The sequence below is a fragment of the Burkholderia crassaminum genome, assembly GCF_964265005.1.
Taxonomy (GTDB): Bacteria; Pseudomonadota; Gammaproteobacteria; order Burkholderiales; family Burkholderiaceae; genus Burkholderia.
The window spans coordinates 1-23,513 of sequence record NZ_OZ183801.1; the positions used below are offsets into that span (position 1 = coordinate 1).

22 protein-coding genes are annotated in these 23,513 nt (G+C 65.8%); 8 read left to right on the forward strand and 14 right to left on the reverse strand.

Annotation, left to right across the window (positions count from 1 at the left end; genetic code table 11):
- Complete coding sequence (locus tag ACPTTF_RS33275) at positions 1 to 1,317, forward strand: replication initiation protein (RefSeq protein ID WP_423371903.1); 1,317 nt, start codon at positions 1 to 3, stop codon at positions 1,315 to 1,317.
- Positions 1,318 to 1,412: 95 nt separating this feature from the next.
- Here the strand turns inward: ACPTTF_RS33275 and ACPTTF_RS33280 are convergent, their stop codons facing one another.
- The 4 genes from ACPTTF_RS33280 to ACPTTF_RS33295 form a co-directional block, all read right to left on the reverse strand.
- Positions 1,413 to 2,444 (reverse strand): ParB/RepB/Spo0J family partition protein, encoded by a 1,032-nt coding sequence (locus ACPTTF_RS33280; protein WP_166966270.1) that lies wholly within the window; start codon positions 2,442 to 2,444, stop codon positions 1,413 to 1,415.
- Entirely contained in the window at positions 2,437 to 3,132 is a 696-nt protein-coding gene (locus tag ACPTTF_RS33285) for a ParA family protein (protein WP_011350423.1), read from the reverse strand. Before ACPTTF_RS33285 ends, ACPTTF_RS33280 begins: the two co-directional genes overlap by 8 nt.
- 1,819 nt (positions 3,133 to 4,951) lie before the next feature.
- Positions 4,952 to 5,965, reverse strand: coding sequence for an AraC family transcriptional regulator N-terminal domain-containing protein (locus ACPTTF_RS33290; protein ID WP_423371904.1), 1,014 nt, complete (start codon positions 5,963 to 5,965; stop codon positions 4,952 to 4,954).
- Positions 5,966 to 6,089: 124 nt separating this feature from the next.
- Positions 6,090 to 7,214: an MBL fold metallo-hydrolase gene (locus ACPTTF_RS33295; RefSeq protein WP_423371905.1), complete on the reverse strand. Its 1,125-nt coding sequence runs from the start codon at positions 7,212 to 7,214 to the stop codon at positions 6,090 to 6,092.
- Positions 7,215 to 7,297: 83 nt separating this feature from the next.
- On the opposite strand from ACPTTF_RS33295, the gene ACPTTF_RS33300 reads away from it, so the two are divergent.
- Positions 7,298 to 7,951 carry a TetR/AcrR family transcriptional regulator gene (locus ACPTTF_RS33300; protein WP_423371906.1) on the forward strand — a complete coding sequence of 218 codons (654 nt, stop codon included), beginning with the start codon at positions 7,298 to 7,300 and terminating at the stop codon, positions 7,949 to 7,951.
- A gap of 194 nt (positions 7,952 to 8,145) precedes the next feature.
- A complete protein-coding gene (locus ACPTTF_RS33305) occupies positions 8,146 to 8,637 on the forward strand; it encodes a flavodoxin family protein (RefSeq protein ID WP_166966282.1) in 492 nt (163 codons plus the stop codon).
- Positions 8,638 to 8,765: 128 nt separating this feature from the next.
- On the opposite strand, the gene ACPTTF_RS33310 is transcribed toward ACPTTF_RS33305, so the two are convergent.
- A complete protein-coding gene (locus tag ACPTTF_RS33310) occupies positions 8,766 to 9,350 on the reverse strand; it encodes a DUF2889 domain-containing protein (protein WP_423371907.1) in 585 nt (194 codons plus the stop codon).
- Between the two features lie 760 nt (positions 9,351 to 10,110).
- On the opposite strand from ACPTTF_RS33310, the gene ACPTTF_RS33315 reads away from it, so the two are divergent.
- Positions 10,111 to 10,773, forward strand: coding sequence for a ProQ/FinO family protein (locus ACPTTF_RS33315; protein WP_423371908.1), 663 nt, complete (start codon positions 10,111 to 10,113; stop codon positions 10,771 to 10,773).
- A 499-nt stretch (positions 10,774 to 11,272) separates the two neighbouring features.
- Positions 11,273 to 12,334 (forward strand): DMT family transporter, encoded by a 1,062-nt coding sequence (locus ACPTTF_RS33320; protein WP_423371909.1) that lies wholly within the window; start codon positions 11,273 to 11,275, stop codon positions 12,332 to 12,334.
- 187 nt (positions 12,335 to 12,521) lie between these two features.
- Here the strand turns inward: ACPTTF_RS33320 and ACPTTF_RS33325 are convergent, their stop codons facing one another.
- The 8 genes from ACPTTF_RS33325 to ACPTTF_RS33360 form a co-directional block, all read right to left on the reverse strand.
- Positions 12,522 to 12,833 (reverse strand): bleomycin resistance protein, encoded by a 312-nt coding sequence (locus tag ACPTTF_RS33325; RefSeq protein ID WP_423371910.1) that lies wholly within the window; start codon positions 12,831 to 12,833, stop codon positions 12,522 to 12,524.
- 69 nt (positions 12,834 to 12,902) lie between these two features.
- A complete protein-coding gene (locus ACPTTF_RS33330) occupies positions 12,903 to 13,493 on the reverse strand; it encodes a nitrogen fixation protein NifQ (RefSeq protein WP_423371911.1) in 591 nt (196 codons plus the stop codon).
- An 84-nt stretch (positions 13,494 to 13,577) separates the two neighbouring features.
- Complete coding sequence (locus ACPTTF_RS33335) at positions 13,578 to 14,003, reverse strand: TOBE domain-containing protein (RefSeq protein WP_423371912.1); 426 nt, start codon at positions 14,001 to 14,003, stop codon at positions 13,578 to 13,580.
- Positions 14,004 to 14,192: 189 nt separating this feature from the next.
- A complete protein-coding gene (locus ACPTTF_RS33340; RefSeq protein ID WP_423371913.1) occupies positions 14,193 to 15,692 on the reverse strand; it encodes an efflux transporter outer membrane subunit in 1,500 nt (499 codons plus the stop codon).
- A complete protein-coding gene (locus ACPTTF_RS33345) occupies positions 15,689 to 16,672 on the reverse strand; it encodes an efflux RND transporter periplasmic adaptor subunit (RefSeq protein WP_423371914.1) in 984 nt (327 codons plus the stop codon). The genes ACPTTF_RS33340 and ACPTTF_RS33345 overlap by 4 nt, the downstream gene beginning before the upstream one ends.
- Position 16,673: 1 nt before the next feature.
- Positions 16,674 to 16,886, reverse strand: coding sequence for a DUF1656 domain-containing protein (locus tag ACPTTF_RS33350; RefSeq protein ID WP_011350409.1), 213 nt, complete (start codon positions 16,884 to 16,886; stop codon positions 16,674 to 16,676).
- Between the two features lie 34 nt (positions 16,887 to 16,920).
- Entirely contained in the window at positions 16,921 to 19,053 is a 2,133-nt protein-coding gene (locus tag ACPTTF_RS33355) for an FUSC family protein (RefSeq protein WP_423371915.1), read from the reverse strand.
- On the reverse strand, positions 19,050 to 19,529 hold the full coding sequence (locus ACPTTF_RS33360; protein WP_423371916.1) for a MarR family winged helix-turn-helix transcriptional regulator: 480 nt from the start codon (positions 19,527 to 19,529) through the stop codon (positions 19,050 to 19,052). Before ACPTTF_RS33360 ends, ACPTTF_RS33355 begins: the two co-directional genes overlap by 4 nt.
- 294 nt (positions 19,530 to 19,823) lie before the next feature.
- Here ACPTTF_RS33360 and ACPTTF_RS33365 point away from each other — a divergent pair, with 294 nt between their 5' ends.
- From ACPTTF_RS33365 to ACPTTF_RS33375, 3 genes are all read left to right on the forward strand, one after another.
- A complete protein-coding gene (locus ACPTTF_RS33365; protein WP_423371917.1) occupies positions 19,824 to 20,684 on the forward strand; it encodes an FAS1-like dehydratase domain-containing protein in 861 nt (286 codons plus the stop codon).
- A gap of 212 nt (positions 20,685 to 20,896) precedes the next feature.
- Positions 20,897 to 21,184, forward strand: coding sequence for a DUF1330 domain-containing protein (locus ACPTTF_RS33370; protein ID WP_423371918.1), 288 nt, complete (start codon positions 20,897 to 20,899; stop codon positions 21,182 to 21,184).
- Between the two features lie 58 nt (positions 21,185 to 21,242).
- Positions 21,243 to 21,713, forward strand: coding sequence for a hypothetical protein (locus tag ACPTTF_RS33375; protein WP_423371919.1), 471 nt, complete (start codon positions 21,243 to 21,245; stop codon positions 21,711 to 21,713).
- 42 nt (positions 21,714 to 21,755) lie between these two features.
- Here ACPTTF_RS33375 and ACPTTF_RS33380 read toward each other — a convergent pair whose 3' ends face one another.
- Positions 21,756 to 23,456: a dihydroxyacetone kinase family protein gene (locus ACPTTF_RS33380; protein ID WP_423371920.1), complete on the reverse strand. Its 1,701-nt coding sequence runs from the start codon at positions 23,454 to 23,456 to the stop codon at positions 21,756 to 21,758.
- Positions 23,457 to 23,513: the final 57 nt, after the last annotated feature.

The following is a 23,513-nucleotide window of genomic DNA, read 5'->3' on the forward strand; positions in this document are numbered from 1 at the left end:
ATGCCGCGCAAGCCCGCAAGCAAAGGCTCAGACAAACAGGTTTCGCTGTTTCAGACACCCGAGCCTCCCGACTTGCTGCGCAAGGCGGTCCAGGCGATTCATATCGCGCCCAAGTCCGGAAAGATCGGTCTGCAGCAGCGCAAGATGTTCAGCTCGCTGATCAAGAATGCGCTTCGGCAGGAGGCGTTCGAGCCAGGCCGGACGAGCTTCTCGATCTCGATCGCGTCGCTTTCGCACGAGAGCGGGTTGAACAGCAACAACACGAAATACGTGAAGGACACGGTCAACTCGCTGATCAGTACCGTCGTCAACTGGGACTACCTGGCCGCGGATCGATCGACGGTCTGGAAAGCGTCGGGCCTGCTCGCCGGTGCGGAGCTCGAGCAATCGGTGCTGAAGTACAGCTTCTCCGACCAGATTCGCAGCGAGCTGCTCAACCCCGAGATCTACGCACTGATCGATATGCGGATTGCCCGCGAGTTCAGGCGGTCGCATTCGCTTGCGTTGTGGGAAAACACGGTGCGCTACGAAGGAATCGGCATCACCGCGAAGATCCCGCTACCGAAATTTCGTGACCTCATTCTCGGCCAGGACAAGGCGTCGCAGTCGTACAAGGAATACAAGCTGTTCAAGAGCAAGGTCCTGGTGCCGTGCATTCAGGAGGTGAACGAAGTTTCGGATCACACGCTCGAGTTGATCGAACACAAGTCCGGCCGGAGCGTGGAAGCCGTCCAGTTCAAGGTGACGCGCAAGCAGAGCGCCGATACGGTGGAGGACGGCGACGTCAAGAACGAAGCGCTGGTTGACGAGGTCGCCAAGTTCGGCATTCCGCGTTCGGAAGCGCGCAGGCTGATCACACAATACGGCGTGCAGCGCATCAAGGCAGCGATTGCCTATACGCTCAATCGGACTACGAAGAAGAATGCGGCGCCGGTCGACAACGTGGCCGCGTATTTCCGCAAGGCGCTGACGCACGGCTACACGCTGGCCGACGGGCAGGGAGCGGAGGCGGCCGCACCGGCGAAGGAATCCGCGCAGAGCAAGCAGGAACAGATTCGCGACAAATATCTGGCGGCGAAGGTCGAGGAAGCCGGCGCGTATTTCCGCGAACTGGAGATCGACGACCAGACCAAGCTGCTCGAGCGTTACAACGAAACGGTGGCAGGCTCGAAGGACCTGACGCTGTCGCCGAAGAAGAAGGCGAGCAAGCTTGCGCAGACCAGCTTCTTCCGATGGCTCGCGCTGGATACGTGGGGCGAACCGACCTCGGACGACTTGCTGGAATTCCTGCTGAAAAGCAGTCTCGCAGGCAACTGAACGAGGCCTCGCAGCCGGGTTTGCGTCGCGCGCCGGACGTCGTCGTCCGGCTACGCGGTGCACATGCGGATGCGAGGCCTTCTGCTTTTCGCGCGTTACTTTTGCGTGGCCGTTGCCAGCTCGGCAACGTACGCGTCGATGACGGTCTTGAGCTTGTCGGCGAGCGCCTCCTGGTGCGATGCGTCGACGCCCTTGAGCTGTAGATCCAGACGACCGTCCGGATAGGTCTTCAACTGGCCGATCGCTCGCGATTCGAGCGCGAAGTCGTGCCGGACGCTGTAACGCGTGCGTCCCGCCTTCTTGCTGCCGTCGCTCTGCGCACGCAGGAAATTCTCGAGATCACGAACCGATTTTTTCCGATCGATCACGGCCGTCAGCAGCCGGTCGGCTGTCGGCTCGCCGAGGCGCTCGAAAATCAGCTTCAGAAAGTACGCCGCCTGAAGGCCGACCACGTCGTTCGCGCTCGCCATCCTTTCAAGGAGTGTGTTCGGGAGCGCGTTGAGCGACAGCGTCTTGCTGATCGATGCCTTGTCTTTGCCGATCTTTTCCGCCAGCGTGTTCTGGTCGGAAAAGACCTTCTCGTCGAGGAGACGCTTCCACGCGACCGCATCGTCGAAGATCGTCTGGCGTTCGTGGTCGTGGTTCGCGCGATACGCGATCGTATAGAGCTGCTCGGGCGTGTGATCCGTGCGGAACGTGGCGTTGATGGTTTCGTCGCCGTTGATGCTCGTCGCGCGGAGCCGGCGTTGCCCGTCGATTACGACGAGCTTGCCGGGAAACTCCGGGAGCCGCGTGACCTTGATCGGCTCGATCTGCCCTTCCCGTTTCAGCGTCAGGGCGAGCTCGTGCAGGCTCGACTCCGAGTAGAACACGCGCGGGTTGTACGGGTTCGGAATGCAATCCTTGACCAGCACCTTCTGCGGAGCGCCAAGATCCGGCGTGCCGGCGGGCGTGGCCGCGGCCGGAGCGCTGGCGGGCGTCGTTTCGCCGACGACATTCGGTGCGGCCGCCGGTTCGGGCAGTCGCGTTTCGAGTGCCGCATTTTCCTGTGCGAGCCCGCGAAGCAGGCCGGCCGCGAGATGCAGGTTGCCGGTCGGCTTCTTGTCTTTCGATGTGTCCTTAGCCATGGGCGGCTCCGGTAGCGCGCGTCGACGCGATGTATTGGGCCATTTCCGTGACCAGTTTTTCGATTTCCGCACGGGCTTCTTTCAGCCCCTTCAGGTATCGATTGTGATGATGGATCGTGGTGCCGAGGGCAAACGTCTGACGGTAGACCTCGCGTTGAGCGATCTGGCTGTCGAGCAGATGCTCCCCTATTTCTTCAGCTCTTAGAATTTTTAAAATTTCTTCACGCATTTTAGTTTTTCCATTAACGCTATTCAGCATTAATGCGGAAGAAAGATTCGGGTTTCGGACGGACCGCATCGACTCGATCATGCGGATCATCGCGACGGTGCTGTAGAGATCGGCCGGCGACGGCGACAGTGGCACGAGGCAGAAATCAGCAACTTCGAGTACCGATGCAATTCGCGGATCTTCGAGGTTGCCGGGACAGTCGACGACGATCACGTCGAAGTTCGCGTCCTGTTTCTTGATCTCGCCGCCGATGCCGCGGCCGGCAGGGGCCAGCGAAAGAACCGTCATCGGCAGCGTGTTCTCGCCGCTCGTCACCCACCGGACGGATGTGCCTTGAGGGTCGGCATCGATCAGGGCGACCTTGTTGCCGCCAGCTTCGAACGCAGCCGCGATATTGACGGAGATGGTTGTCTTCCCAGTCCCACCTTTTTGATTACTGACGGCGATCTTGAAAGCCATTAAATTTCTCCACGGAGTTTTTCGTAATATATGCACTTATTATCAAAATGTCCAGAAAACCCTTCAACACAATGTATGTCTTGGTGATCGATGTGGTTGTCACGTGACAAGTAGCCGAATGGCTAACGAGCCAGTCATGAGATGTGGTCGAGTAAAAAATAAATCGACGATCAGGATAAAAATCACACAAAGATCGAGAGAAAATTCGACGAATTTTTATGGCGATGCCGGAGTTAGCGCATAGAGGCTGGTCGATTGATCTCGCCGTGCTACCGGTAGCACTCGCGATGATTCCGATAAGTTGATCACGCGTATGTCGTCGGGAAAGCCAGTTGTCACGTGACAAGGTGCAGGGAGTTGATACTTCTCGGCACTGTATGACACCGGGGAATACATGAGTAGCTTGCGTTTCCGGCTATGACGAGATCATTTCAGTGCCCGATATCCAACCGCCGGTTTGGCGCGATTGCCTCGCAGTAAGGTGAGTTGTCACGTGACAATCGACATCGAGCGGGATGACATCGGACTGAGTGTTTCTTGAGTGCAGTTGCGATCAGGCTCCGCTGAGTGTGAGCAGATAGATCGCTAAAGACAGGATTCGGCACTGTTGGCTCTTCGCGAAAACCCAATTTCCGGGCTGGCTGCCTGGTGAGTTGTCACGTGACAAGCGGGGTGTTGTATCGAGAAATTCGAGTGTTGGAGTGACACGTAGCACGACATGTCGGTCAGTACGCGCCCATGTCGAAGGGTTTGAGAAATCGACTGGTCTGCAGATCTAGGCCTTTCGTCGCTGAACGGCTACGTTCATATCCCGGCAAAAAGGTGGCGGTGAGCGCGCTGAAGCACACCCTCTGAGGTGTATTGAGGGTGTCATTGATATGACCCCTTTTATGCAGGGTGCACCGCCTCAACTTCATCATGCATTGCCCGGTAGGGGAGGGGTATGGTTTTGCCATGCATATCCCTGTTCCAGCCGGTGCTGTCAGGAGCCCTCATGCGACAGCTGCACATACGAAGCTCTGTTTGAGGACGAACTCCAGGATTGAAGCCCGTGCGACAGCGCAAGCGGGTCGGATCGTGAAACAATTTCCAGAAAAGCGATGCCCGTGGAAATCCTTGTACAGCAAAGGGTTGCGCTATATTCTTCATGTTGTTTCACGCAAAATCGACGGGTTGACCCCTGTAAATGGGGGCGCATGATCATTTTGTACTCCCCGCTCGGAAGTCCGTTCGAAGACGTCACGAATTGTCGTATTTGATACGTAATATGTGGTATTTGAAACGTGTTGTGCCGATCAAATGCTGGAGATAAATCGAATTACCGTGGATCACTTGCATCACGGCACGCTGTCGAATCTCTGATTAGGTGTGTCGTGCCAATGATCGGCGCGAGTTGTCACGTGACAACGCACACTCCGGTTGCACAATTCATTGAATTGCCGCGTGACACGAGAACCGAGGCGCCAGAGAATTTGTGGACGAGCGACGGGAAGGCAGTAAAGCGACTTGGTCGTTGACGGTGGGCGAAATCCTCACCGGTTCATGAGGGCTGTATGGGACGGCTTGCCTGTAGATGAACTTTGCTCGCGAGCTTGGGGAAACGTCCGACTTCGAGAGGCGTCCACTCACCGCTTGATACTCAATGACAAGTTCCAAGGTAGGCGCCCGGCAACTAATCCTGAGCCGGGAAGCCAGGAAGTGCGCATCCCGCTCCGCGCGTGTGACTCGTCCGGATCGACCCTTCACGGTGAAGCCGATCCAGCCATTCTACGGATGCCGTCAAAATCGGCACCCTGCATCTCCGGTCCCGTCCCCGCGATCAATAAGTCGCCGCCACCGACAGAACAACATCCGCTCCGCTCCGCAGGCTATCGATATCTCTCCGCGGCGAATTGCCGAACAACCGGCTGTATTCCCGGTTGAACTGAGTCGGGCTCGCATATCCCACCCTGAACGATGCCGACGCGGCGTCGAGCCGCTCGGACAGCATCAGCCGGCGTGCTTCGTTGAGCCGTATCCATTTCTGGTACTGCAACGGACTCATGCCAGTGAGTTGGCGGAAGTGGTGGTGGAAGGTCGAACTGCTCATCTGAACTTGCGCCGCCAGATCGTCGACTCGCAGCGACTCGTCGTAATGGGTCCGCAACCACTGGATCGCCCGCGATACGCGGTTGCCCTGACTGCCAGCCGACGCGATCTGGCGCAGGCGGGCACCCTGGTCGCTCGTCAGCAGCCGGTAGTAGATTTCCCGCTCGACGTACGGGGCGAGAACGGCAATGGCGTTTGGGTCATCCAGCAACGCCAGCAACCGGTTCACTGCATCGTAGAGCGGTTCGCTCATATCGCCGACGACGAGGCCGCGGCCGGCGGGGGCTTCCTCGTGATCCGGGACGACCTGCGCCATCAGTTCGGCCATGACGCGAAAATCCAGCTTGAGCCCGATCCCGAGAAACGGCGTTTCACGGTTGGCCTCGATGACCTGTGTTGAACCGGGCAAGTCGAGCGATGTGATCAGAAAGCGGTTGGCGTCGCAGAGATACACATCGCCGCTCTGAATGAGCCGCTTCGTACCTTGAACGACGAGACCGAAGCTCGGTTCGACCAAGCAGTCCATCGGCTGCGTTGGCGTCTCCCTTCGATGGAGGCTCAGGTTCGGAATCGCCGTGGTGAGGTGGTCGACGCCTTCCGTCCACCTCGCGACGCGCTCTACGAGCAACTGCCGCAGGTCGTTCTCCCGGCCCTGGCGGGGTGATCGGGGGGCTTCCGGGTTGAAGGCAGCGATGGTGTGGTCGATTTGTTGGCTGGGTGCGTATCGGGCGGTTGCCGGATGCATGACTTCTCTACTTGGGTAAGCGGGTCTACTGGCAGGCGCGTCGACGTGCGGGTACGCCGGAAACGCGCTTCCCGGAGTCGCGGCATTGCCGCGCTCCGGGGGAATTGAGTAACGTCCGCCGGGCTTACTTCGTCGCTTGCGACGCGCAAAGCGGCCAGCGGCGCGATTTCGTGGCAACGGACGTCACGCGCTCGTCCGCCGTGCGCCACCACCGCTCGCCGCGATGCGGCTCGTCGAGCGCGAGGCGCTCGCCCATCCTGGGTGTCGACAGTTCGACGCCACGCACGATCGACAGCGCCGTGACGCGCTCGAACGGCTCCTGCCAGCGGTGCATCGCGAGATCGAACGTGCCGTTGTGGATCGGGACCAGCCAGCGTCCGCGCAAATCGATGTGCGCCTGCACGGTTTCTTCCGGCTGCATATGCACGTACGGCCATTGCGCATCGTATGCGCCGGTTTCGATCAGTGTGACGTCGAACGGCCCGAGGCGCTCGCCGATCGTCCGGAATCCATCGAAGTAGCCCGTGTCACCGCTGAAGAACACGCGCAAGGCGTCGTCGACGATGACCCACGACGCCCACAGCGTGCTGTTGCCGTCGAGCAGGCTGCGCCCGGAAAAGTGCTGGGCAGGTGTCGCGGTCAGCGTCAGGCCGGCCACGTCGACACTCTGCCACCAGTCGAGCTGACGGACTTTCTTCGCGTCGATTCCCCATTCGATCAGGCGGTCGCCGACCCCCAGCGTTGTCACGAACACACCGGTGGTTGCCGCGAGCGCGAGCACCGTGTCGCGGTCGAGATGATCGTAGTGATCGTGCGACAGGATCACGCCGCGCAGCGGCGGAAGATCTTCAAGCGCGATCGGCGGCGCATGGAAACGCTTTGGGCCGACGCGTCGAAACGGCGACGCGCGTTCGGCAAAGACGGGATCGGTCAGCCAGAATTCGCCGCGCAGCTTCAGCAGCAACGTCGAATGGCCAAGCCGGTACAGGCTGCGATCGGGGGCCGCATCGAGTTCCGCGCGGGTCAGCGAATCGACAGGCAGCACGCCTTCAGGCACCGTATTGCGCGGCTTGTTGAACAGCATGTTCCAGGCGATCCCGAGCGTCTTGCCTAACCCCTCGACCGGACGGGGCGCGACATTGCTGAAGCGCTCGCCATTGTGCTGCGGCGAGCCGCCAGACAGCGCGCGGCCGCGTCGAGCGGCCGCAATACCCAGAATGCGATGAATCAAAACGAGAGGCGATGCCATGTCGGTTCGTCCGGAGAATAAAGTATACTGAACAGTGTAGTTTATTTTTGGGATAAGTAAACTGCCCGGTGTAAAATTTCTGGATGGATACCAGCACTCCCCCTCAGCGCCTGACCGATCGAAAGCGCGCGGCCATCGTCGACGCGGCCATCGAGGAATTTCTCGCGTCGGGTTACGACGCGACCAGCATGGACCGTATCGCCGCGCGCGCGGACGTGTCGAAGCGCACGGTCTACAACCACTTTCCGGGCAAGGAAACGTTGTTCGCCGCGATCCTGCAAAAATTATGGGATGCAACCCGAACCGGTAGCTCGCCAACCTATCGCGCCGACGTGCCGCTGCGCGAGCAATTGCTCGCGTTGCTGGATCGCAAAATGCGCCTGCTCAGCGACGAGGCATTTCTCGCGCTCGCACGTGTTGCGATCGGTGCGGCCATCCACTCGCCGGAACGCGCGCGCGACATGGTCGAGCGGCTCGGCGAGCGCGAGGAAGACATGACGGTCTGGGTACGGACGGCCGCGGCGGCCGGGCGCCTGTCGGTCACCGATCCGGTGTTTGCCGCGCATCAGCTGCACGGTGTCGTGAAGGCATTCGCGTTCTGGCCGCAGGTCACGATGGGCCAGCCGCCGCTCGCGGCGCCGGAGCAACAAAAAGTCGCGGAATCCGCTGCCGACATGTTTCTCGCGTACTACGCGCGACCGGAAAACACCGCCGCATCACGCACCGCAACGGACTGATCGTGCATCCGGTCGAACATGCGCGAATCGAAGCCGGCGCAATGCGCATGATCGATGCGCGCCCCGTACCGACAAGCCGGCATATCGGCAGATCCGTCGAAGCGAACGCGGAACAGCCTCACATGATCTCTGGCCATCCAGCGGAACCTGGCGATGCCGTCGGCGTACCTGCGGCCGAACGCGAGTGACGACGCATGAAGACACTGTTGATCGTCTATCACACGATGACCGGAGGCACGCAACAGATGGCGGAAGCGGCTGCCGGCGCGGCCCGCGAGCAATCCGGCGTCGACGTCAGGCTGCAGCGCGCGGATGCGACGGGCGCAGATGACGTGCTGGCCGCCGACGCCTACCTGTTTGCAACGCCTGAGAATCTCGCGGCGATGTCCGGGCTGATGAAGGATTTCTTCGACCGCTGCTACTACGCGGCGCTCGATCGCGTGAACGGTCGCCCGTATGCGGTAATGATCTGCGCGGGAAGCGATGGGCAGAACGCGTTGCGCCAGATCGACCGGATCGCGACCGGATGGCGGTTGAAGAACGTCGCACCGGGCCTGATCGTCTGTACGCACGCGCAAACGCCGGAACGCATCCTCGCGGCGAAGACGATCGACGCCGACGATCTCGCGCGCTGCGCCGAACTGGGCGCCGGTCTTGCAGCGGGACTTGCGCTGGGCGTCTTCTGATCACCGGCGCCGTTGACAGCGACGGCCGGCCGGCGTGAGACCAGGGCGAAGCACGTTTGAGCGCGCGACGCGCGCATGCTCGTGCGCTACCGATCCTGGGGGCACACGACTGGCCGAATGCCTGGCGCTTAGCGGCCTTTTTCCGTTGCTGACGGCCGGTGGTATTCGGGCCAAAGACGTTTCACGAGATCGCGCGATGCGCCATATGCATGGCAGCTGTCGATCTTGAGCGGCTTTCTCTCGCTGTCGCGCTCCTCGAGCGATGACTTCCGCATGCCGACCATCGTCTGATAGGCCGTGGTGGCGATCGGGCCGAGCAATTCCTTCAGGTGTGTGCACGTATCGCAGGACGGCAGGCGCTTGCGAACCTCGCTGTTCCAGCCGGCGCCGATGTTCAGTCCGACGAGCGCCTGCAGCGAGTCGCCGCCCCCCGGACACTGCGCATACGGATGTGACCGGAGGAACGTGGATACGGCGCGCACGACCATGTCGGCGTCGAAGACCAACGTCACGCCGAGGTCGTGGATCGGCGACAGCGCAGCGACCGTCCGTGTGCCGCCCGGCGGCGTGAAATCAAAGGTCTTGCGATCCGCGAGGCAGGCTGTCACTTCGAACTGGCCATCGCTGCGCCGATAGCCGCGCATGTCGATCTGCCGGTGGTGAATTTCCTCGCGCGTGATGTCGTCGTGCGGGATGTCGTGTGGGGGAACCATGTATCTGCTCCGTTTCTTGCAACCGATTTGTTTTTTGGGCGGGCAAGCGAGATGTCGACGGCACGCCCAGGTGCGAAGCGAAACGGACCGAGGTACGCTGCCGACGCCATCGATTCGGCCATACTACGCACTTTCCGGCTTCTTCGTACGCCACGGGATCGATGCGGACGCAACGAGTCGTCTGCGGGCGCCGATGCAATCGACGGGGGGCGCGTACGTCGCGGCACTTGCGTCGATCCATCGCCGAGCGCTTCACGCTGGCGTGATCGTTGATTCACACGCAGCAGACGGCGTCGCCCGGGATCCCGAATCGCAGCCGGGGCCTGCGGCGCACCGATGCGGCAAGATCGCGATCGACGTCGCGAGGCGAAACGCCACGCGTGCGGCGTCGGCCAGTGCCGCCGCCGGGGCGATCGCGGTGCGCAAGATGGCCCCGATTTCCGCTGACGAGGGTGAACGACGTGACTTCCGGAAACGTATCCATATAATGCGCAACACGACCACACGGATGCATTTCCGGTGCCTCGAATCGGGCCAATGCAGACCAGTGAGTCAACCGGCCGTCGCGCGTACCGGTATACTTCCACTCCTGCCTTGTCCGGCATCGTGGCCGGGTGCCTGAAAACAGAGTGGCGTACGCGATGCGGCCCCGTAGTGTTCCGCATCGGCGGCAGACGGGTCGCCGCGCATGGCGGCGAAGCTTTTCGCCGCGCGGCATGACCGCACGAACCACACCTTATATTCCTGGTGGATTGAATTTATGGGTTTTGAACAACTTGCCGAATTGCGGGCGCAGCTCGCAGCGAAGGCCAAGCAGGAGCGTAACGCGAAGCGGCCGGCAGCGCCGGCGGACACCGGCGCGAAGCCGAAGTCCGGCGACCAGCCGCAGCGTGGCGCCAAGCCGGCTGCGGCCGGCGGCAAAGCACCGCATCGCGCGAAGCCTGCTTCGGCGAAGCCGTCGGCGCCGGTCGATCCGGTCATCGTCGCGATCGGCAAACTGCAACGCAAGTTTCCGCGTGCGTTCCCGAAGAATCCGGCCCCCAAAGTGCCGCTCAAGGTCGGCATCTGGGACGACCTCGCGCGCGAGGCACAGGCCGTCGGGCTCAGCGAAGCCGAATTGCGCGAAGCAATGTCGACGTGGTGCCGCGGCAACCGCTACTGGTCGTGCCTCGTCGAAGACGCGGTGCGGGTCGATCTTCAAGGCAACGAAGCAGGGCGCGTCACGCATGACGACGCAGCACGGGCGCGCCGGCTGAAGGCGCGCCGCCCCGGCAAGGGCGCGGGGCAGTCGGCGAAGGGTGCACCGCAGCAGCCGAAGGCCGAGCAGCAAGCCGAGGCCACCGTCGAGCCGCAACCGGCGAACGTTGAAGCGCAAGCCGACGCGGCGCCGCAGGTCGAGCAGCAAACGGCCGGAAACGAGTAACCGGCACCGCGCCGCTGCGTCGCGCACGGCGCTGACCCGCATGCACATCGCCTGCGGCGAATGACCCGACACAGACTGACCTGCCTCGACAGAGGCAGGTCAGTCTGCTCCCACCGGCGCTCGACGTGCCGGGCCTCACCTGTCCCGCCTCGAACAGACCCCGCTACCGAACGAAGAAAGTTCGTCGATCGGTGCTGCATGATCGATGCGTCGACTTTGTCGTATGCGCATGGACGGTACGCATGCCCCGAATGCGGCGACGCTTCATTCAATCAATTCGGTTTCCTAAGATATTGCAACGCCGGGACAGTCAACCGGCGTATGAGCGTCCGCGCCCGGTCGTCCTGACATGATGACGCGCGATAATCTCGGCGGGCCGCCAGTTCGTGCGCAAGCTGGCCGGTGTGATGCAGCTTGCATTTCGAAAGGTACGGAAAGCCAACTGCGACACGACTCGAAGCGACGGCCGGCGCCTTTCAACATCAATTCAATCCGAATCATGCACTCGAGACATTCCGCGATTCTCGTCGCGCTCACCGCTGCCGCACTGTTCGGCGCCGCGACACCGCTCGCCAAGGCACTGATCGGCGCGATGTCGCCGTTCATGGTCGCTGGCCTGTTCTATCTCGGCAGCGGCGTCGGGCTCGGCATCGGGATCCTGCTTCGCCGCCTGCACAACCGTCACGCACCGGCCGCAGACGCCGCGCCGCTGCAGCGCGCCGACCTGCCGTGGCTGGCCGGCGCGATCGTGGCGGGCGGGGTAGCCGGCCCGGCCTTGCTGATGCTCGGGCTGTCGAGCACGCCAGCGGCGACCAGCGCGTTGCTGCTCAATCTCGAAGGCGTGCTGACGGCCGTCATCGCATGGGTCGTGTTTCGCGAGAACGTGGATTCGCAGGTGTTCCTCGGGATGGTCGCGATCGTCGCCGGCGGCACGCTGCTGTCGTGGACGCCGGGCCGGGCCGGCGTGCCGGTCGGCGCGCTGCTGATCGTCGGCGCATGCCTGTGCTGGGCGATCGACAACAACCTGACCCGCAAGGTGGCCGCGAACGACGCGATGGTCATCGCGTGCGCGAAGGGGCTGATTGCCGGACCCGTGAACATCGGCATCGCGCTGGCGACCGGCGCGACGCTGCCGGCTATCCCGGTCACGGCTGCCGCGATGCTGACGGGGCTCGGCGGCTACGGGATCAGCCTCGTGCTGTTCGTCGTCGCGCTGCGTCATCTCGGCAGCGCGCGCACGGGCGCGTATTTCTCGATCGCGCCCCTGTTCGGCGTCGTGCTGTCGCTGCTGATCTGGCCCGCGCTGCCGCCGGCGACGTTCTGGATCGCTGGCGCGTTGATGGCGTTCGGTATCTGGCTGCACGTGCGCGAACGGCACGAACACACGCATACGCACGAGCGGCTCGAGCACACGCACCGGCATCGGCACGACGAACATCATCAGCATGCGCACGATTTTGCGTACGACGGCAACGAACCGCACGCGCATCCGCACGTGCATCTGCCGATCACGCACAGCCATGCGCATTTTCCGGACATTCATCACCGGCACCGGCATTGACATTGACCGCGTCATGAGCGGCGGACGGCGGACGAAACGGATCGCTAGGTGACCGTTTATGGGGCGTGCGCCGCATCGCGCGCGCATCTGTTTACAGCGTCGCCCGATCGAAGTCGCTACAGCGGGTCCGAGCCTGGTCTTCGGTCTGGATCAACCTGATCGGCGAACCGTCCGGATCGGTCAGCGATCAGCGCGCCCACCGTGCCGACGCAGGCTTCGCGCATCGACCGATGCGCGCACGCGGCCGGCCGGTCGTCTGCTCGGAGTTGTCGGCTGCGAGCATGTCGTTGAAGAACGTGCCGACGTTCGCGAGCCGGAAGCCGTAGTGGAACCCGCTAGTCGCAGCATCGAGTTCGGAGTGCGAAAAGTAGTCAGGCAACAGGTCGCCGCGCTTGAGGATCAGCCAGCCGTCTTCGTGCCAGGTTTCAGCAAACCCCGGTTTGTCGTAGAAGCGGGCGGTGACTTCGAAATCGCGCGACAGCAGGTTGGGGCTCGCCATGTCGGTCAACGCGGCTTCTGCGGATGGCGATGCGACGAATCGAACGGGAGGCTCGAGCCGCCGTGGCGACTATCGCGCGTGGGGAAAGCAGAAGCCGAAATCCTCGCAGCCCGGGCACCCGGGGGCGGGGCCCGGCGGCACGTCGAGCGATGCGGCCACTTCCTGTGCGAGGAATTTCTTCCAGCGCAGGTGAGCGACGTTGCGCGCGGCAAGCGCGGGGAAATAGCGATCGAGCATCGCGGATACCGCGTCGCGCCCGTCGAGCCCTAGATCGCGCCAAAGATGATCGGGGCGCAGGCAGGCGTGCGCGATGATCGACGCGAGACAACCGGCGTCGTCGCGGTCGGCGGCGGGATTCGCGTCGCCCATCAGCCGCGCGTGCAGCGTCGCGACAAACGCCGCGTGGGTGGATGGCAGCAGGGCCATCGCTGCCGTCGGCACGAGTACCGCGGCATCGGCCGCAGGCAGGCGCGGAAACTGCCGCGCCAGCAGGCCGGCCAGTTGCGGATGCGACAGGCCGAGCAGCCCGAGTTCGTTGTGGCGCGCGCGTGCCGCAACGAGCGCGCCGAACAGGAGGGTATCGGGCGTGTCGGCGGTGGCCGCTGCGGATAGCAGCGACTGCAGCGCCCGTTGTCGAGCGTGATCGAACGCGGCTGTCATCGCGTGCATCGGGCCGACAGCCGCACGGCGCAATCGGCGCGAGTGCGCGGCGCCCAACGGATCGCCATCGCGATCGTCACGCGTTCACTCGACGCCGACGATCACGCTCGATGCCTTGAAGATCGCGGACGCAGCCGTGCCGCTCGCGAGGCCGAGACGATCGACGCTGTCGTTGGTGACGATCGCGACGATCTCGGCGCCGCCCGCGGCCTTGATCACGACTTCCGAGTTGACCGCGCCTTTCGCGACCGACGCTACGGTGCCCGCGACGCAGTTGCGGGCCGACACCTTGCTGCTGTCGACGTCGACCATCACGATGACCGACGACGCCTTCACGAGTGCGAACGCCTTCGAGCCGGACGCGAGGCCCAGCGAAGCCGCGCTACCGTGGGTGATCACGGCGACGATGTCGAGGCCGTCCTGCGTGCGGAGCGTGATTTCGTCGTTGACGGCACCGGTCTTGACGGCGCTGACCTGGCCGGCGAAATGGTTGCGGGCGCTGGTTCGCATGATGGATCTCCGGAGTGGATGTCGCTGCCGGACCGGCAGCGAAAGATGAATGGAATGCATCGGCGAGTTTACCGCCAATGCGGGCGTCCGTCGCCCTCCGGATGCTATGGCGCGAATCACGAAAACCCCTTTGCGCACGGCGATTTGCGACGCCGGCGCTATATACCGAAGTCTATGACGCTCGGGGTATTACTCGTTCGTCGCGGGTGCCGAAGCGGCGTGCGCGGTGTCGGGCCGGGCGCCCTGCGCGGTCGCCGTGTTGTCGCTGTCCCATCCGCCGCCAAGCGCGAGGAAGAGCCGCACCTGGTCGGCCGCCACTTGCCCTTCGGCCGCAGCGACCTGTGCTTGCACGCTCGTCAGCGTACGCGTCGCGTCGAGATCGGAGATGAACGACTCGCGGCCGGCCACATAGAGACGATGCGTTTCGTCGGCGGAATTGCGTGCCGATTCATAGGCCGTGCGCAGTGCTTCCGTGCGCTGCACGTCGGCCGCATAGGTCGCGAGGCTCGACTGCGTTTCGCGCAGCGCGTTCAGCACGACGCCGTCGAAGTGCGCGAGCGCGCCGCCCGTCGCGGCTTCGGCTTCGCGCACACGCGCACGCTGGCCGTTGACGGGGAACGACCAACTGATCAGCGGGCCGAACGACCAGCGATTCGTCGTCGACGAGAACAGGTCGGCAGCGACACCGACCGAGCCGGCCGACGCCCCGATGCTGACCGACGGGTACAGCGCGGCGGTCGCCACGCCGATGCGCGCGGTTGCGGCGGCGAGTTGCCGCTCGGCTTCGCGCACGTCGGGGCGGCGGCGCAGCAGTGCGGCGCCGTCGCCGATCGGAATCGGCTGGCGCAGCTTCGGCAGGCGCTCGCATTCGGCGACGGCCTTCGGCAGGTCGGCCGGCGAGCGCGCGAGCAGCGCGGCGAGCTGGTATTGCGCGACCTTGCGGCGGCCTTCGAAGCGCGGGATATCGGCGGCGAGGGTGCGCACTTGCGTCACACCGCGCGTCACGTCGGTCTGGTTGCCGCGCCCGGCATCGCGCAGCCGCTGCGACAGGGCGACGCGCTGCTTCTGCAGCGCGAGCGACTGCTTCGCGACGGCCAGTTCGTCGCCGGCCGAACACGATTCGACGTACGCGCGCACGACGTCGGCGACGACCGTGATGCGCGCCAGGTCGCCGGCGGCCCGGACGGCCTCGCTGTCCGCGCGCGCGGCTTCGACGCCGCGCCGCAGCTTGCCGAACAGGTCGATCTCGTACGACACGTTGATGCCGACCGAGCCTTCGTTGACAACCGGCAGCTTGTTCTCGAGCAGGTATTGCTCGGCCGATTCCTGTGCGCGCTGCACGGCGGCTTCCGCGCCGCCCGAGAAGCCGCCCTGCTGGCTCGCGACTTCCAGCGCCGCGCGCGAGCGCGCGAGGTTGGCCGCGGCCACGCGCAGGTCGGTGTTCGACTTCAGTGCATCGCGCACGAGCGCGTTGAGTACAGGGTCGTCGTAGAGCTGCCACCAGTTGCCGGGCACGGCGTCGCGCGACACGAGCGAGCCGTTCGCATCGTCGAGCGCGTGGTTCGCGAGCGGCGCGTTCACGTACGCCTGCTGCGGCAGCGTGTAATCGGGGCCGACGGACTTGCACGCGCCGAGTGCGAGCGCAAGCGGCGCGAGCGTCGCGGCGAGGCGCAGACCGTGCCGTTTCATTGCGATGCTCCCGCTGCGCTGGCAGCCGCCGATACCGGCGTGACGGCCGCCGCCGTGCCGGCGGCCGTCGCTGACGCGCCGCCTGCGGGCTTCGCGTTGCCGTTGCGGCGCGTGTCGGCTTCGCGCATCGAGACGGTCGCGGTGCGGCCCGCGATCATCCGGAAATCCTCGGGCACCTCGTCGAGCACGACGCGCACCGGCACGCGCTGCGCGAGCCGCACCCAGCTGAATGCCGGGTTCACGTTCGGCAGCAGGTTCGCGCCCTGCGTGCGGTCGCGATCCTCGATCGCGGCGACGATGCTCTGCACATGGCCGCGCAGCGTATGCGGCTCGCCCATCACGATGATGTCGACCGGCTGGCCGATGTGGATGCCGCGCAGCTTGGTTTCCTCGAAGTAGCCGTCGACGCGGAACGAGTTGCGGTCGACGACCGACAGCACCGCGCGGCCGGCCGGCACGTATTCGCCGACGCGCGGCGCGCGGTCGTTCAGGTAGCCGTCTACGGGACTGACGATCGTCGTGCGCTGGAGGTTCAGCTTCGCGGTGTCGAGCGACACCTGCGCGTCGGCGACGGCCGCTTCGCCCTGTTCGACGCGCGTGCGGCTCTCCTCGACCTGTTCGCTCGCGACGAGGTTGCCGAGCTGCAGGTTGCGCGCGTATTCGCGCTTCGCCTGCGCGAGCGTCGCGCGGCGCTGCGCGAGCGTGGCTTCGGCGAGCCGTTCCGCAAGCGTGTAGCGGGCCTGGTCGATCACGAACAGCACCTGGCCGCGCCTGACCTCCTGGTTGTCGGCGACCTGCACCGACGTGATGAGGCCCGCCACGTCCGGCGCGACCTGGATCACGTCGGCGCGCACGTGACCGTCGCGGGTCCACGGCGAGAACATGTAGTAGTTGACGATGCGCCACAGCACGACGGCAGCCACGACGACGACGATCAGGGTGAGCAGGATTTGCCCTGCCGAGAGCCAGGTTTTTTTCACGTTAGGTAGCCACGAGATGGTGGGAAACGATCACGACGGCGGCAAACACGAACACGTAGATGCCGAGGTCGAAGATCGAACGGTGCCAGACGAGGCGGTAGAAGCCGACGCGCTCGAGCACGGCGCGCACGACGATGTTGATCAGGTAGGCGATCAGCATCAGCACGAGCGGGGCCGGCACGAATACGCCGAAGATGTCGATTTCGCCGATCATGGTCGCAGTCGGAAAGACGGATGGGAAAACGGGATCATGCGCGTGCTCCGTCCGACGCCTGCGGCGGCTGCGCCGCCGCGGCCGGATACAGCGACAGGCGCAGGCCGACGAGCGCGTGCAGCGTGTCGCGCAGCCGGCGATGCGTGGCGGGCGTGGCCGGCGAAGCGGGCGCCGTGCCGTGTTCCGCCGGCGCGGCGTCCGGCAGGTTGCGGCCCGCGACGCGTTGCAGCGCGTCGTCGATCGTCGCGAGCAGCGCGGGCGGTGCCGGCTGGCGCGCGTTCGCGGCGGCGCAGCGCGTGTAGTGGTCGGTGACGCCGGCCAGCACGCGGTCGATCGCGTCGGGCACGTCGCCCGACAGCCGGCGGCGCGAGCGGCGCAGGTCGAGCGCATTCAGCGCGATGCGCAGGTCGCGGAAGCTTTCGATCGACGGATGACGGTGGTCGTCGGACGCGCCGAGGCGCGGGAGCAACTGCGTGACGCGGTCGAGCATCCGCGACGCGTGGTTGCGCTGGTCGTCGAGCGGTTGCGTCGACGCGGAGCGCGCGACATCTTCCCAGCCCGAGCGCAGCAGGCGCCGCACCGCGAGTTCGGCGCCGAACGGCCGCGTCGCACGCGTCCACACATACGCGAACAGCAGCCCGGCGACGCCTGCGAGGTTGCTGTTCAGGAACACGAAGAAATCGGCGTCGTACGCGCCCTGGATGCTGATGAAGGTGGCCGTGTTCACGGCGACGAGCATCGTCACCATGTTGAACTGCGGGCGCGGCAGCAGCGTGCCGATCAGGATGAACGGGCCCGCGAACATCACCACGAGCATCGCGAAATCGTGCACGTGCGGCAGCACGACGAACAGGTACAGGCCCGCGAACACGACGCTTGCGGTCGTCGCGAGGAAGAACTTGAACACCAGCGGCGCCGGCTCGTCGAGCGCGGCGAAGAAGCTGCACGACACGGCCACGAGCGTAACGGCCGCAGCGCCGTCGTGCCACCCGGACGAGATCCACAGCCAGCTCGCGAACACGATCGCGGCGACGACGGTCAGCGTCGAGAACAGCATCATCCCGCGATCGAAGAAGCGCTCGGTGCCGCCGAGCCGCCAGTGCCGGTAGCGCGGCTGCCAGACGCCCGATTCGTTGCCGATCAGCGCGCGCAGCGAGCGGCAGTCCTGCCAGATGTCGATGACCTGGCGCAGCCGCCACAGCGCGTTCGACAGCAGTGCGCCGTCCCAGCTCGCGAGCGCGTGGTCGGCCGGCTGCAGCGCGGCGATGCGTTCGCGCAGGCGTTCCGCGACCGGGTCGTCGGTCATGTCGCCGTCAGTGCCGGCCCTGATGGCCGGCAACGGCGCGTCGAACCATTTCGCGGCATCGGCGAGGAGTTCGTCGAGCCCGGCCGGCCGGATATGCAGGTCGCGCATCAGCGCAATCAAAGGATCGGCGAGCGACGACATCAGCGGCAGGAACAGCTGCATCCGGCCCGCGAGCGCCTGCGCACGCGCGAGGATGCGCGGATGCGCATGGTCGTAGCTCAGCTGGCTCAGCAGGAATTCGAGGCCCGTGATGGTCGCCGCGAGGCGTTGCCGGCATGCGGACAGCGCCTTGCCGGCGATGTGCCCGGACAGCGTCTCGCGGCCATAGAACGCGGCGTCCTTGAACCACGCATCGGTGCGCTCGATCAGCGTCGGCGCGAGCCGGTTCGGGAAGATGGCGCTGCCGACCACGCTCGCGCACACGATGCCGAGCACGATCTCCTCGGTACGTGCGATCGCGACGTCGAAGATCGTGGACGGATCGGTCACGGTCGGCAGCGCGACCAGCGGCATCGTATAGCCCGCGAGCATGAACACATAGCTGCGCGCGGTGCGATCGGAGATCGCGAGGTAGAGCAGCGTGCCGCACCAGGTGGCGACGATGATCGCAAACAGCAGCGGCGTCTCGACGAACGGCGGCACGAAGAAGATCGCGGCGGCCGCACCGAGCGCGGTGCCGAGTGCGCGATACAGCGCCTTCGAGCGCGTCGCGCCGACGAACGGGTTCGACACGATGTAGACGCTCGCCATCGCCCAGTACGGGCGCGGCAACTGGAAATACAGGCCGAGATACAGCGCCAGCATCGACGCGGCGAACGTCTTGCCCGAGAACAGCCAGTCGCGAAGGCTCGGATAGGTCATGACGGGGCGTTGCCGGTGCGGGATGCGCGCGCGGCGGCCGTGTGCGACTCGGAGGCATTGAATGCGTCGAGCACGCGCAGCGTCGCTTCGAGATCGGCGCGCGTGACGCCCTTGAGCACCTGCGCCCGCAGCAGGCGCAGGTCTTCCTCCATCTTCGCGGTGACCGCGCGGCCGGCGGCCGTCAGCGAGATCGTTTTCGCGCGGCGGTCGTGCGGATCCTCGTCGCGGCGCGCGAGGCCGGCCGCGCACAGCTGGTCGAGCAGGCGCACGAGCGATGGCCCTTCGATGCCGACGTGTTCGGCGAGCGTGCCTTGCCGCACGCCTTCGCCGAGGCGCCCGGCGATCAGCAGCGGCGTCGCGCAGGCCTCGGACACGTTGTACGCGTTCAACACGCCGTCACTGGTGCGGCGCCACTTGCGCGCGGACAGCACGAGCAGGCTGCTGACGGCGAGGCGGAGGTCGTGCAGATTGGTCATGGGCGAGATGATAGGGGCAAAATAATTCGATAGCAAACTATCGTTTTTGTCACCCGAATGACACGTCGCTCGCGGCGCGGCCGGCCCGTCTGAAGCAATTTAGGCGGCGTGCCGGTGATGGTCAAGCTGTAAGGATGTCGGCCCGGGCGGGCGCGGCGACCGCGATCTAATTGTCAGACGAAAGTCGTCCGGCAGGTCAGGCAGGTTCGAAGCCGGGGTCGGGAAATCCGGCTTCGCGAAACGGCGCGCGGCGTGCATATTGAAGCCGTTGCAAGTATCCCGGAGATTGCTCACGTGTCTACCCCATCCTCGCAGCCCTCCGCCCCGGCGTCGCTCGACGCGTGGCTCGGCAAGACCGAAACGCTCGGCGACGACATCACCGCGTTTCCGCTGAACGCGCTGGCCGCCACGCTCGACCGCCCGTCGCCGGGTGACGTCGTGCCGCCGCTGTGGCACTGGCTCTATTTCCTGCCTGTCGCGCCGCTGGCCGAAGTCGGCCCCGATGGCCACCCGAAGCGCGGCACCTTCCTGCCGCCCGTGCCGCTGCCGCGCCGCATGTGGGCCGGCGGGCGCCTGACGTTCCATGCACCGCTGCGTACTGGACGGCGCGCGATACGCGAATCGACGATCGCGGACCTCGAGGACAAGACGGGCCGCAGCGGCCGGCTCGTTTTCGTGACGGTGCAGCACCGGATCGAGTGCGACGGCGTGCTGTGCGTCGAGGAGGAGCACGACATCGTCTATCGTGATGCGCCGCAGCCGGGCGCACCCGCGCCGAAGCCGGTCGCGGCGCCGGCAGGCGAGACGTGGTCGCGCACGGTCACGGCCGACGCCGTGATGCTGTTCCGCTATTCGGCGCTGACCTTCAACGGTCACCGCATCCACTACGACCGCAGCTATGTGACGCAGGAGGAGGGTTATCCGGGGCTCGTCGTGCACGGCCCGCTGATCGCGACGCTGCTCGTCGATCTCGTGCATCGCGAACGGCCCGATGCGACGCTCGCGAGCTTCGCGTTCCGCGCGGTGCGTCCGACGTTCGACGGAGCGCCGTTCACGCTGTGCGGCAAGCCGTCGGATGACGGCCAGACGGTCGAGCTGTGGGCGAAGGATCGCGACGGCTGGCTGACGATGCAGGCCACCGCGACCCTGGCGTAACGGGCGCCGTTCCGTTCATCCGCGACGCGGCAAGCGCCGTGCGCGGATGATCGGTACCGCCCGCCGCCATCGCTCGGGAGCGCACGCGGGCGGGCCCCGACGTGCGTCGGCAAACCCCTGTAAGCTGCGAGCAGGCCGCGAGCCGTTCGCCGGACGGTGCGGCGCGCGGCCGGCCCTTCCACCTTCCACGCATTGCATCAGGAGCACGTATCTTGGCCACCTACATTGTGTTTACACGTGAAAGCACGCAGGACCAGCACGAACTCGACGTCTACCTAAGCAAGGTCAGCCCGACGCTCGCCGGGCATCCGGTGAAGGTGCTCGCGGCCTACGGGCCACAGGAAACGCTGGAGGGCGAAGGCCCGGAAGGCGTCGTGATCGTCGAGTTTCCGTCGAAGGAAGCGGCGCACGCGTGGTATCACGGCCCCGAATACCAGGACGTCGTCCAGCACCGGTTCAAGGGCGGGCGCTATCGCGCCGTGTTGGTCGAAGGCGTCTGAACGACCTGCATCGGGCGTTTCCGGCGGCGCGCTGCCGCGCCGGGCGCCCGGCCCGCCCATGAACACCTCGATCCCCGCCACTGCGTCCGTTCGACCGCCGATGGGCCGCGCCACGACCGTGCTGCTCGCGATCAGCGTGGTGCTCTATCTGGTCGCCATGTTCACCGCGCCGTTCCGCACGGGCGCGCCCGACCCGCATCCATGGGCCGACGGCTGGCAGGTGCTGCTGACGGGCTGGATGGGCGTGTTCTTCGGCATCTTCGCGTGGCTCGCGAACCCGCTCGTGTTCGCGGCCTGGTGGCTGATCGTGAAGCGTCTGCGCGCGCAGGCGGTCGCGCTGGCCGTGCTTGCACTGCTGTTCGGGTTGAGCTTCCTGACGCAGCATCGGATCGTCGTCAACGAAGGCGGCGGGGTCGAGCCGGTGCATCTCGATGCAATCGGCTACTGGTGCTGGCTCGCGAGTTTCGGCGTGGCCGCCATCGGCGCCGCGCTGTTGCCGGGGCGAACCGGGACGCGCGCGGCAGGCTGATGCGGGCGGCGCGGCGTGCCCGCGCCAGCCTGCTTCTACCGCTTATCGCACGTGCGGCTGCAACGCGCGCAACCAGTACGACACCGCAACGGCACCGCCGTCCGGCGTGCCGATCGCGCGCTCGCCGAGATAACTCGCACGCCCCGCGCGCGGCGTCATGCGCGCGGTTTCCTGCGCGCCGTGTTCGGCGGCCTCGACCGCGGCCGCCCATGCGCCCGCGGGATCGCGATCGTTGTCGAGCGCACGCTCGAATGCAGCGACGGCCGGCACCAGCGCATCGAGCATCGTCCGGTCGCCGGCGTGCGCGCCGCCCAGTTCGCTGATCGAATCCACCGCACCGCGGAACGCCGCGGCCCAGTCGCGCGCCGACGGCTCGGCGCTATCGGCCAGCCGGCGGGATGCGCGCAGCAGCGCGGTCGCATAGAACGGCCCCGAACTGCCGGCGATGGCGCGGCGCAACGCGGCGCCGAGCGCCGCGAGCGTGCCGGCCGGGGTGCCGTATGCGGATTCCGGCAACGCGAGGATCGCCTGCGCGGCGCGCAGCATGCTCGCACCGAGATCGCCGTCGCCGGCCGCCGCATCGAGGTCCGTCAACGTCTGCTCGTGATCGATCAGCGTCTGCGCGACCGCGTGCAGCGCGGGTTGCAGGCGCGCCGCCCACGCACGGCCGGCCGCATCGAGCGGCGGCAGCGGCGCTTCTTGCGCAGCGGCCGTGGCCACGCGGATCTGCGTATTCACTGCACCGCCGCCCGGCCATGCGCGCGCCTGCGTCGGCGCGTCGAGCAGGACCGCGCGTTCGTCGTTCAGCCGCAGCACGGAAATCGAGCAGCCGGGCATGTTCAATGCCGACAGGAACGTGCCGGCCCACGCACGTGCGACGACGATGCCGCGCCGTGTCAGGTTGTCGTGCGCGGCGCGCAGCACGATGGCGAGCTCCATGTCCGGCGTCGCGCCGAGGCCGTTGACGAACAGCGCGACGCGTTCGTCGCGGTCGAGCACGAGATCGGCGGCGATGCTCGACAGCAGCGTGTCGACCAGCGCATCGGCCGGCAGCGGCGCGCGGCGTTCGACGCCTTTCTCGCCGTGGATGCCGAGGCCGAGTTCGATCTCGTGGTCGCCAAGGCTGAAGCCCGACTTGTCGGCGCCCGGGATCGTGCAGCCGTCGAGCGCGACGCCCATCGTGCCGAGCTCGGCTGCCGCGTCGCGCGCGATGGCCGCGACGCGTGCAAGCGGCAGCCCGCGCGCGGCGGCCGCGCCGGCGAGCTTGTGGATCAGCACGGTGCCGGCGATCCCGCGCCGCTGGCCACGTTCGACGCGGCCGCGCAGCGAGACGTCGTCGGCGACGATCACCGTCTCGACCGGAATGCCTTCCGCCCGCGCGAGCTCGGCGGCCAGCCCGAAATTGAGCCGGTCGCCCGTGTAGTTCTTCACGATCAGCAGCGCGCCGTTCGGGCCGGCGCTGGCGCGAATCGCGGCGAGCACGGCGTCGGTGGACGGCGACGTGAACACTTCGCCGCAGACGGCCGCGCTCAGCATCCCTTCGCCGACATAGCCGCCGTGCGCGGGCTCGTGGCCGCTGCCGCCGCCGGAGAGGATGGCGACGGGGCGCTGCGCCGGCTCGGGCAGCGGCTGGCGGACGAGCACGTGCTCGTCGCCGAGGATCGCGACATGCGGCGACTGCCGCGCGATGCCTTCCAGCATTTCTCGCACGACATCGGACGGGCGGTTGACAAGCTTTTTCATGGCGACGGGTTCCGGACGGGTGAACGAGGCGCGGCCGGGCCCGCACGGGCGCCGGAC

What these genes read in the sequence shown, in the direction of transcription:
- ACPTTF_RS33295 (WP_423371905.1), bottom strand. Translation starts at nt 7,214, where the DNA reads ATGGCATCGCCTCTCGTTTTGATTCATCGCATTCTGGGTATTGCGGCC.
- ACPTTF_RS33335 (WP_423371912.1), bottom strand. Translation starts at nt 14,003, where the DNA reads ATGCGAACCAGCGCCCGCAACCATTTCGCCGGCCAGGTCAGCGCCGTC.
- ACPTTF_RS33355 (WP_423371915.1), bottom strand. Translation starts at nt 19,053, where the DNA reads ATGACCTATCCGAGCCTTCGCGACTGGCTGTTCTCGGGCAAGACGTTC.
- ACPTTF_RS33290 (WP_423371904.1), bottom strand. Translation starts at nt 5,965, where the DNA reads ATGCATCCGGCAACCGCCCGATACGCACCCAGCCAACAAATCGACCAC.
- ACPTTF_RS33375 (WP_423371919.1), top strand. Translation starts at nt 21,243, where the DNA reads ATGAACACCTCGATCCCCGCCACTGCGTCCGTTCGACCGCCGATGGGC.
- ACPTTF_RS33300 (WP_423371906.1), top strand. Translation starts at nt 7,298, where the DNA reads ATGGATACCAGCACTCCCCCTCAGCGCCTGACCGATCGAAAGCGCGCG.
- ACPTTF_RS33350 (WP_011350409.1), bottom strand. Translation starts at nt 16,886, where the DNA reads ATGATCGGCGAAATCGACATCTTCGGCGTATTCGTGCCGGCCCCGCTC.
- ACPTTF_RS33380 (WP_423371920.1), bottom strand. Translation starts at nt 23,456, where the DNA reads ATGAAAAAGCTTGTCAACCGCCCGTCCGATGTCGTGCGAGAAATGCTG.
- ACPTTF_RS33275 (WP_423371903.1), top strand. Translation starts at nt 1, where the DNA reads ATGCCGCGCAAGCCCGCAAGCAAAGGCTCAGACAAACAGGTTTCGCTG.
- ACPTTF_RS33315 (WP_423371908.1), top strand. Translation starts at nt 10,111, where the DNA reads ATGGGTTTTGAACAACTTGCCGAATTGCGGGCGCAGCTCGCAGCGAAG.
- ACPTTF_RS33325 (WP_423371910.1), bottom strand. Translation starts at nt 12,833, where the DNA reads ATGGCGAGCCCCAACCTGCTGTCGCGCGATTTCGAAGTCACCGCCCGC.
- ACPTTF_RS33320 (WP_423371909.1), top strand. Translation starts at nt 11,273, where the DNA reads ATGCACTCGAGACATTCCGCGATTCTCGTCGCGCTCACCGCTGCCGCA.
- ACPTTF_RS33280 (WP_166966270.1), bottom strand. Translation starts at nt 2,444, where the DNA reads ATGGCTAAGGACACATCGAAAGACAAGAAGCCGACCGGCAACCTGCAT.
- ACPTTF_RS33330 (WP_423371911.1), bottom strand. Translation starts at nt 13,493, where the DNA reads ATGACAGCCGCGTTCGATCACGCTCGACAACGGGCGCTGCAGTCGCTG.
- ACPTTF_RS33360 (WP_423371916.1), bottom strand. Translation starts at nt 19,529, where the DNA reads ATGACCAATCTGCACGACCTCCGCCTCGCCGTCAGCAGCCTGCTCGTG.
- ACPTTF_RS33285 (WP_011350423.1), bottom strand. Translation starts at nt 3,132, where the DNA reads ATGGCTTTCAAGATCGCCGTCAGTAATCAAAAAGGTGGGACTGGGAAG.
- ACPTTF_RS33305 (WP_166966282.1), top strand. Translation starts at nt 8,146, where the DNA reads ATGAAGACACTGTTGATCGTCTATCACACGATGACCGGAGGCACGCAA.
- ACPTTF_RS33310 (WP_423371907.1), bottom strand. Translation starts at nt 9,350, where the DNA reads ATGGTTCCCCCACACGACATCCCGCACGACGACATCACGCGCGAGGAA.
- ACPTTF_RS33340 (WP_423371913.1), bottom strand. Translation starts at nt 15,692, where the DNA reads ATGAAACGGCACGGTCTGCGCCTCGCCGCGACGCTCGCGCCGCTTGCG.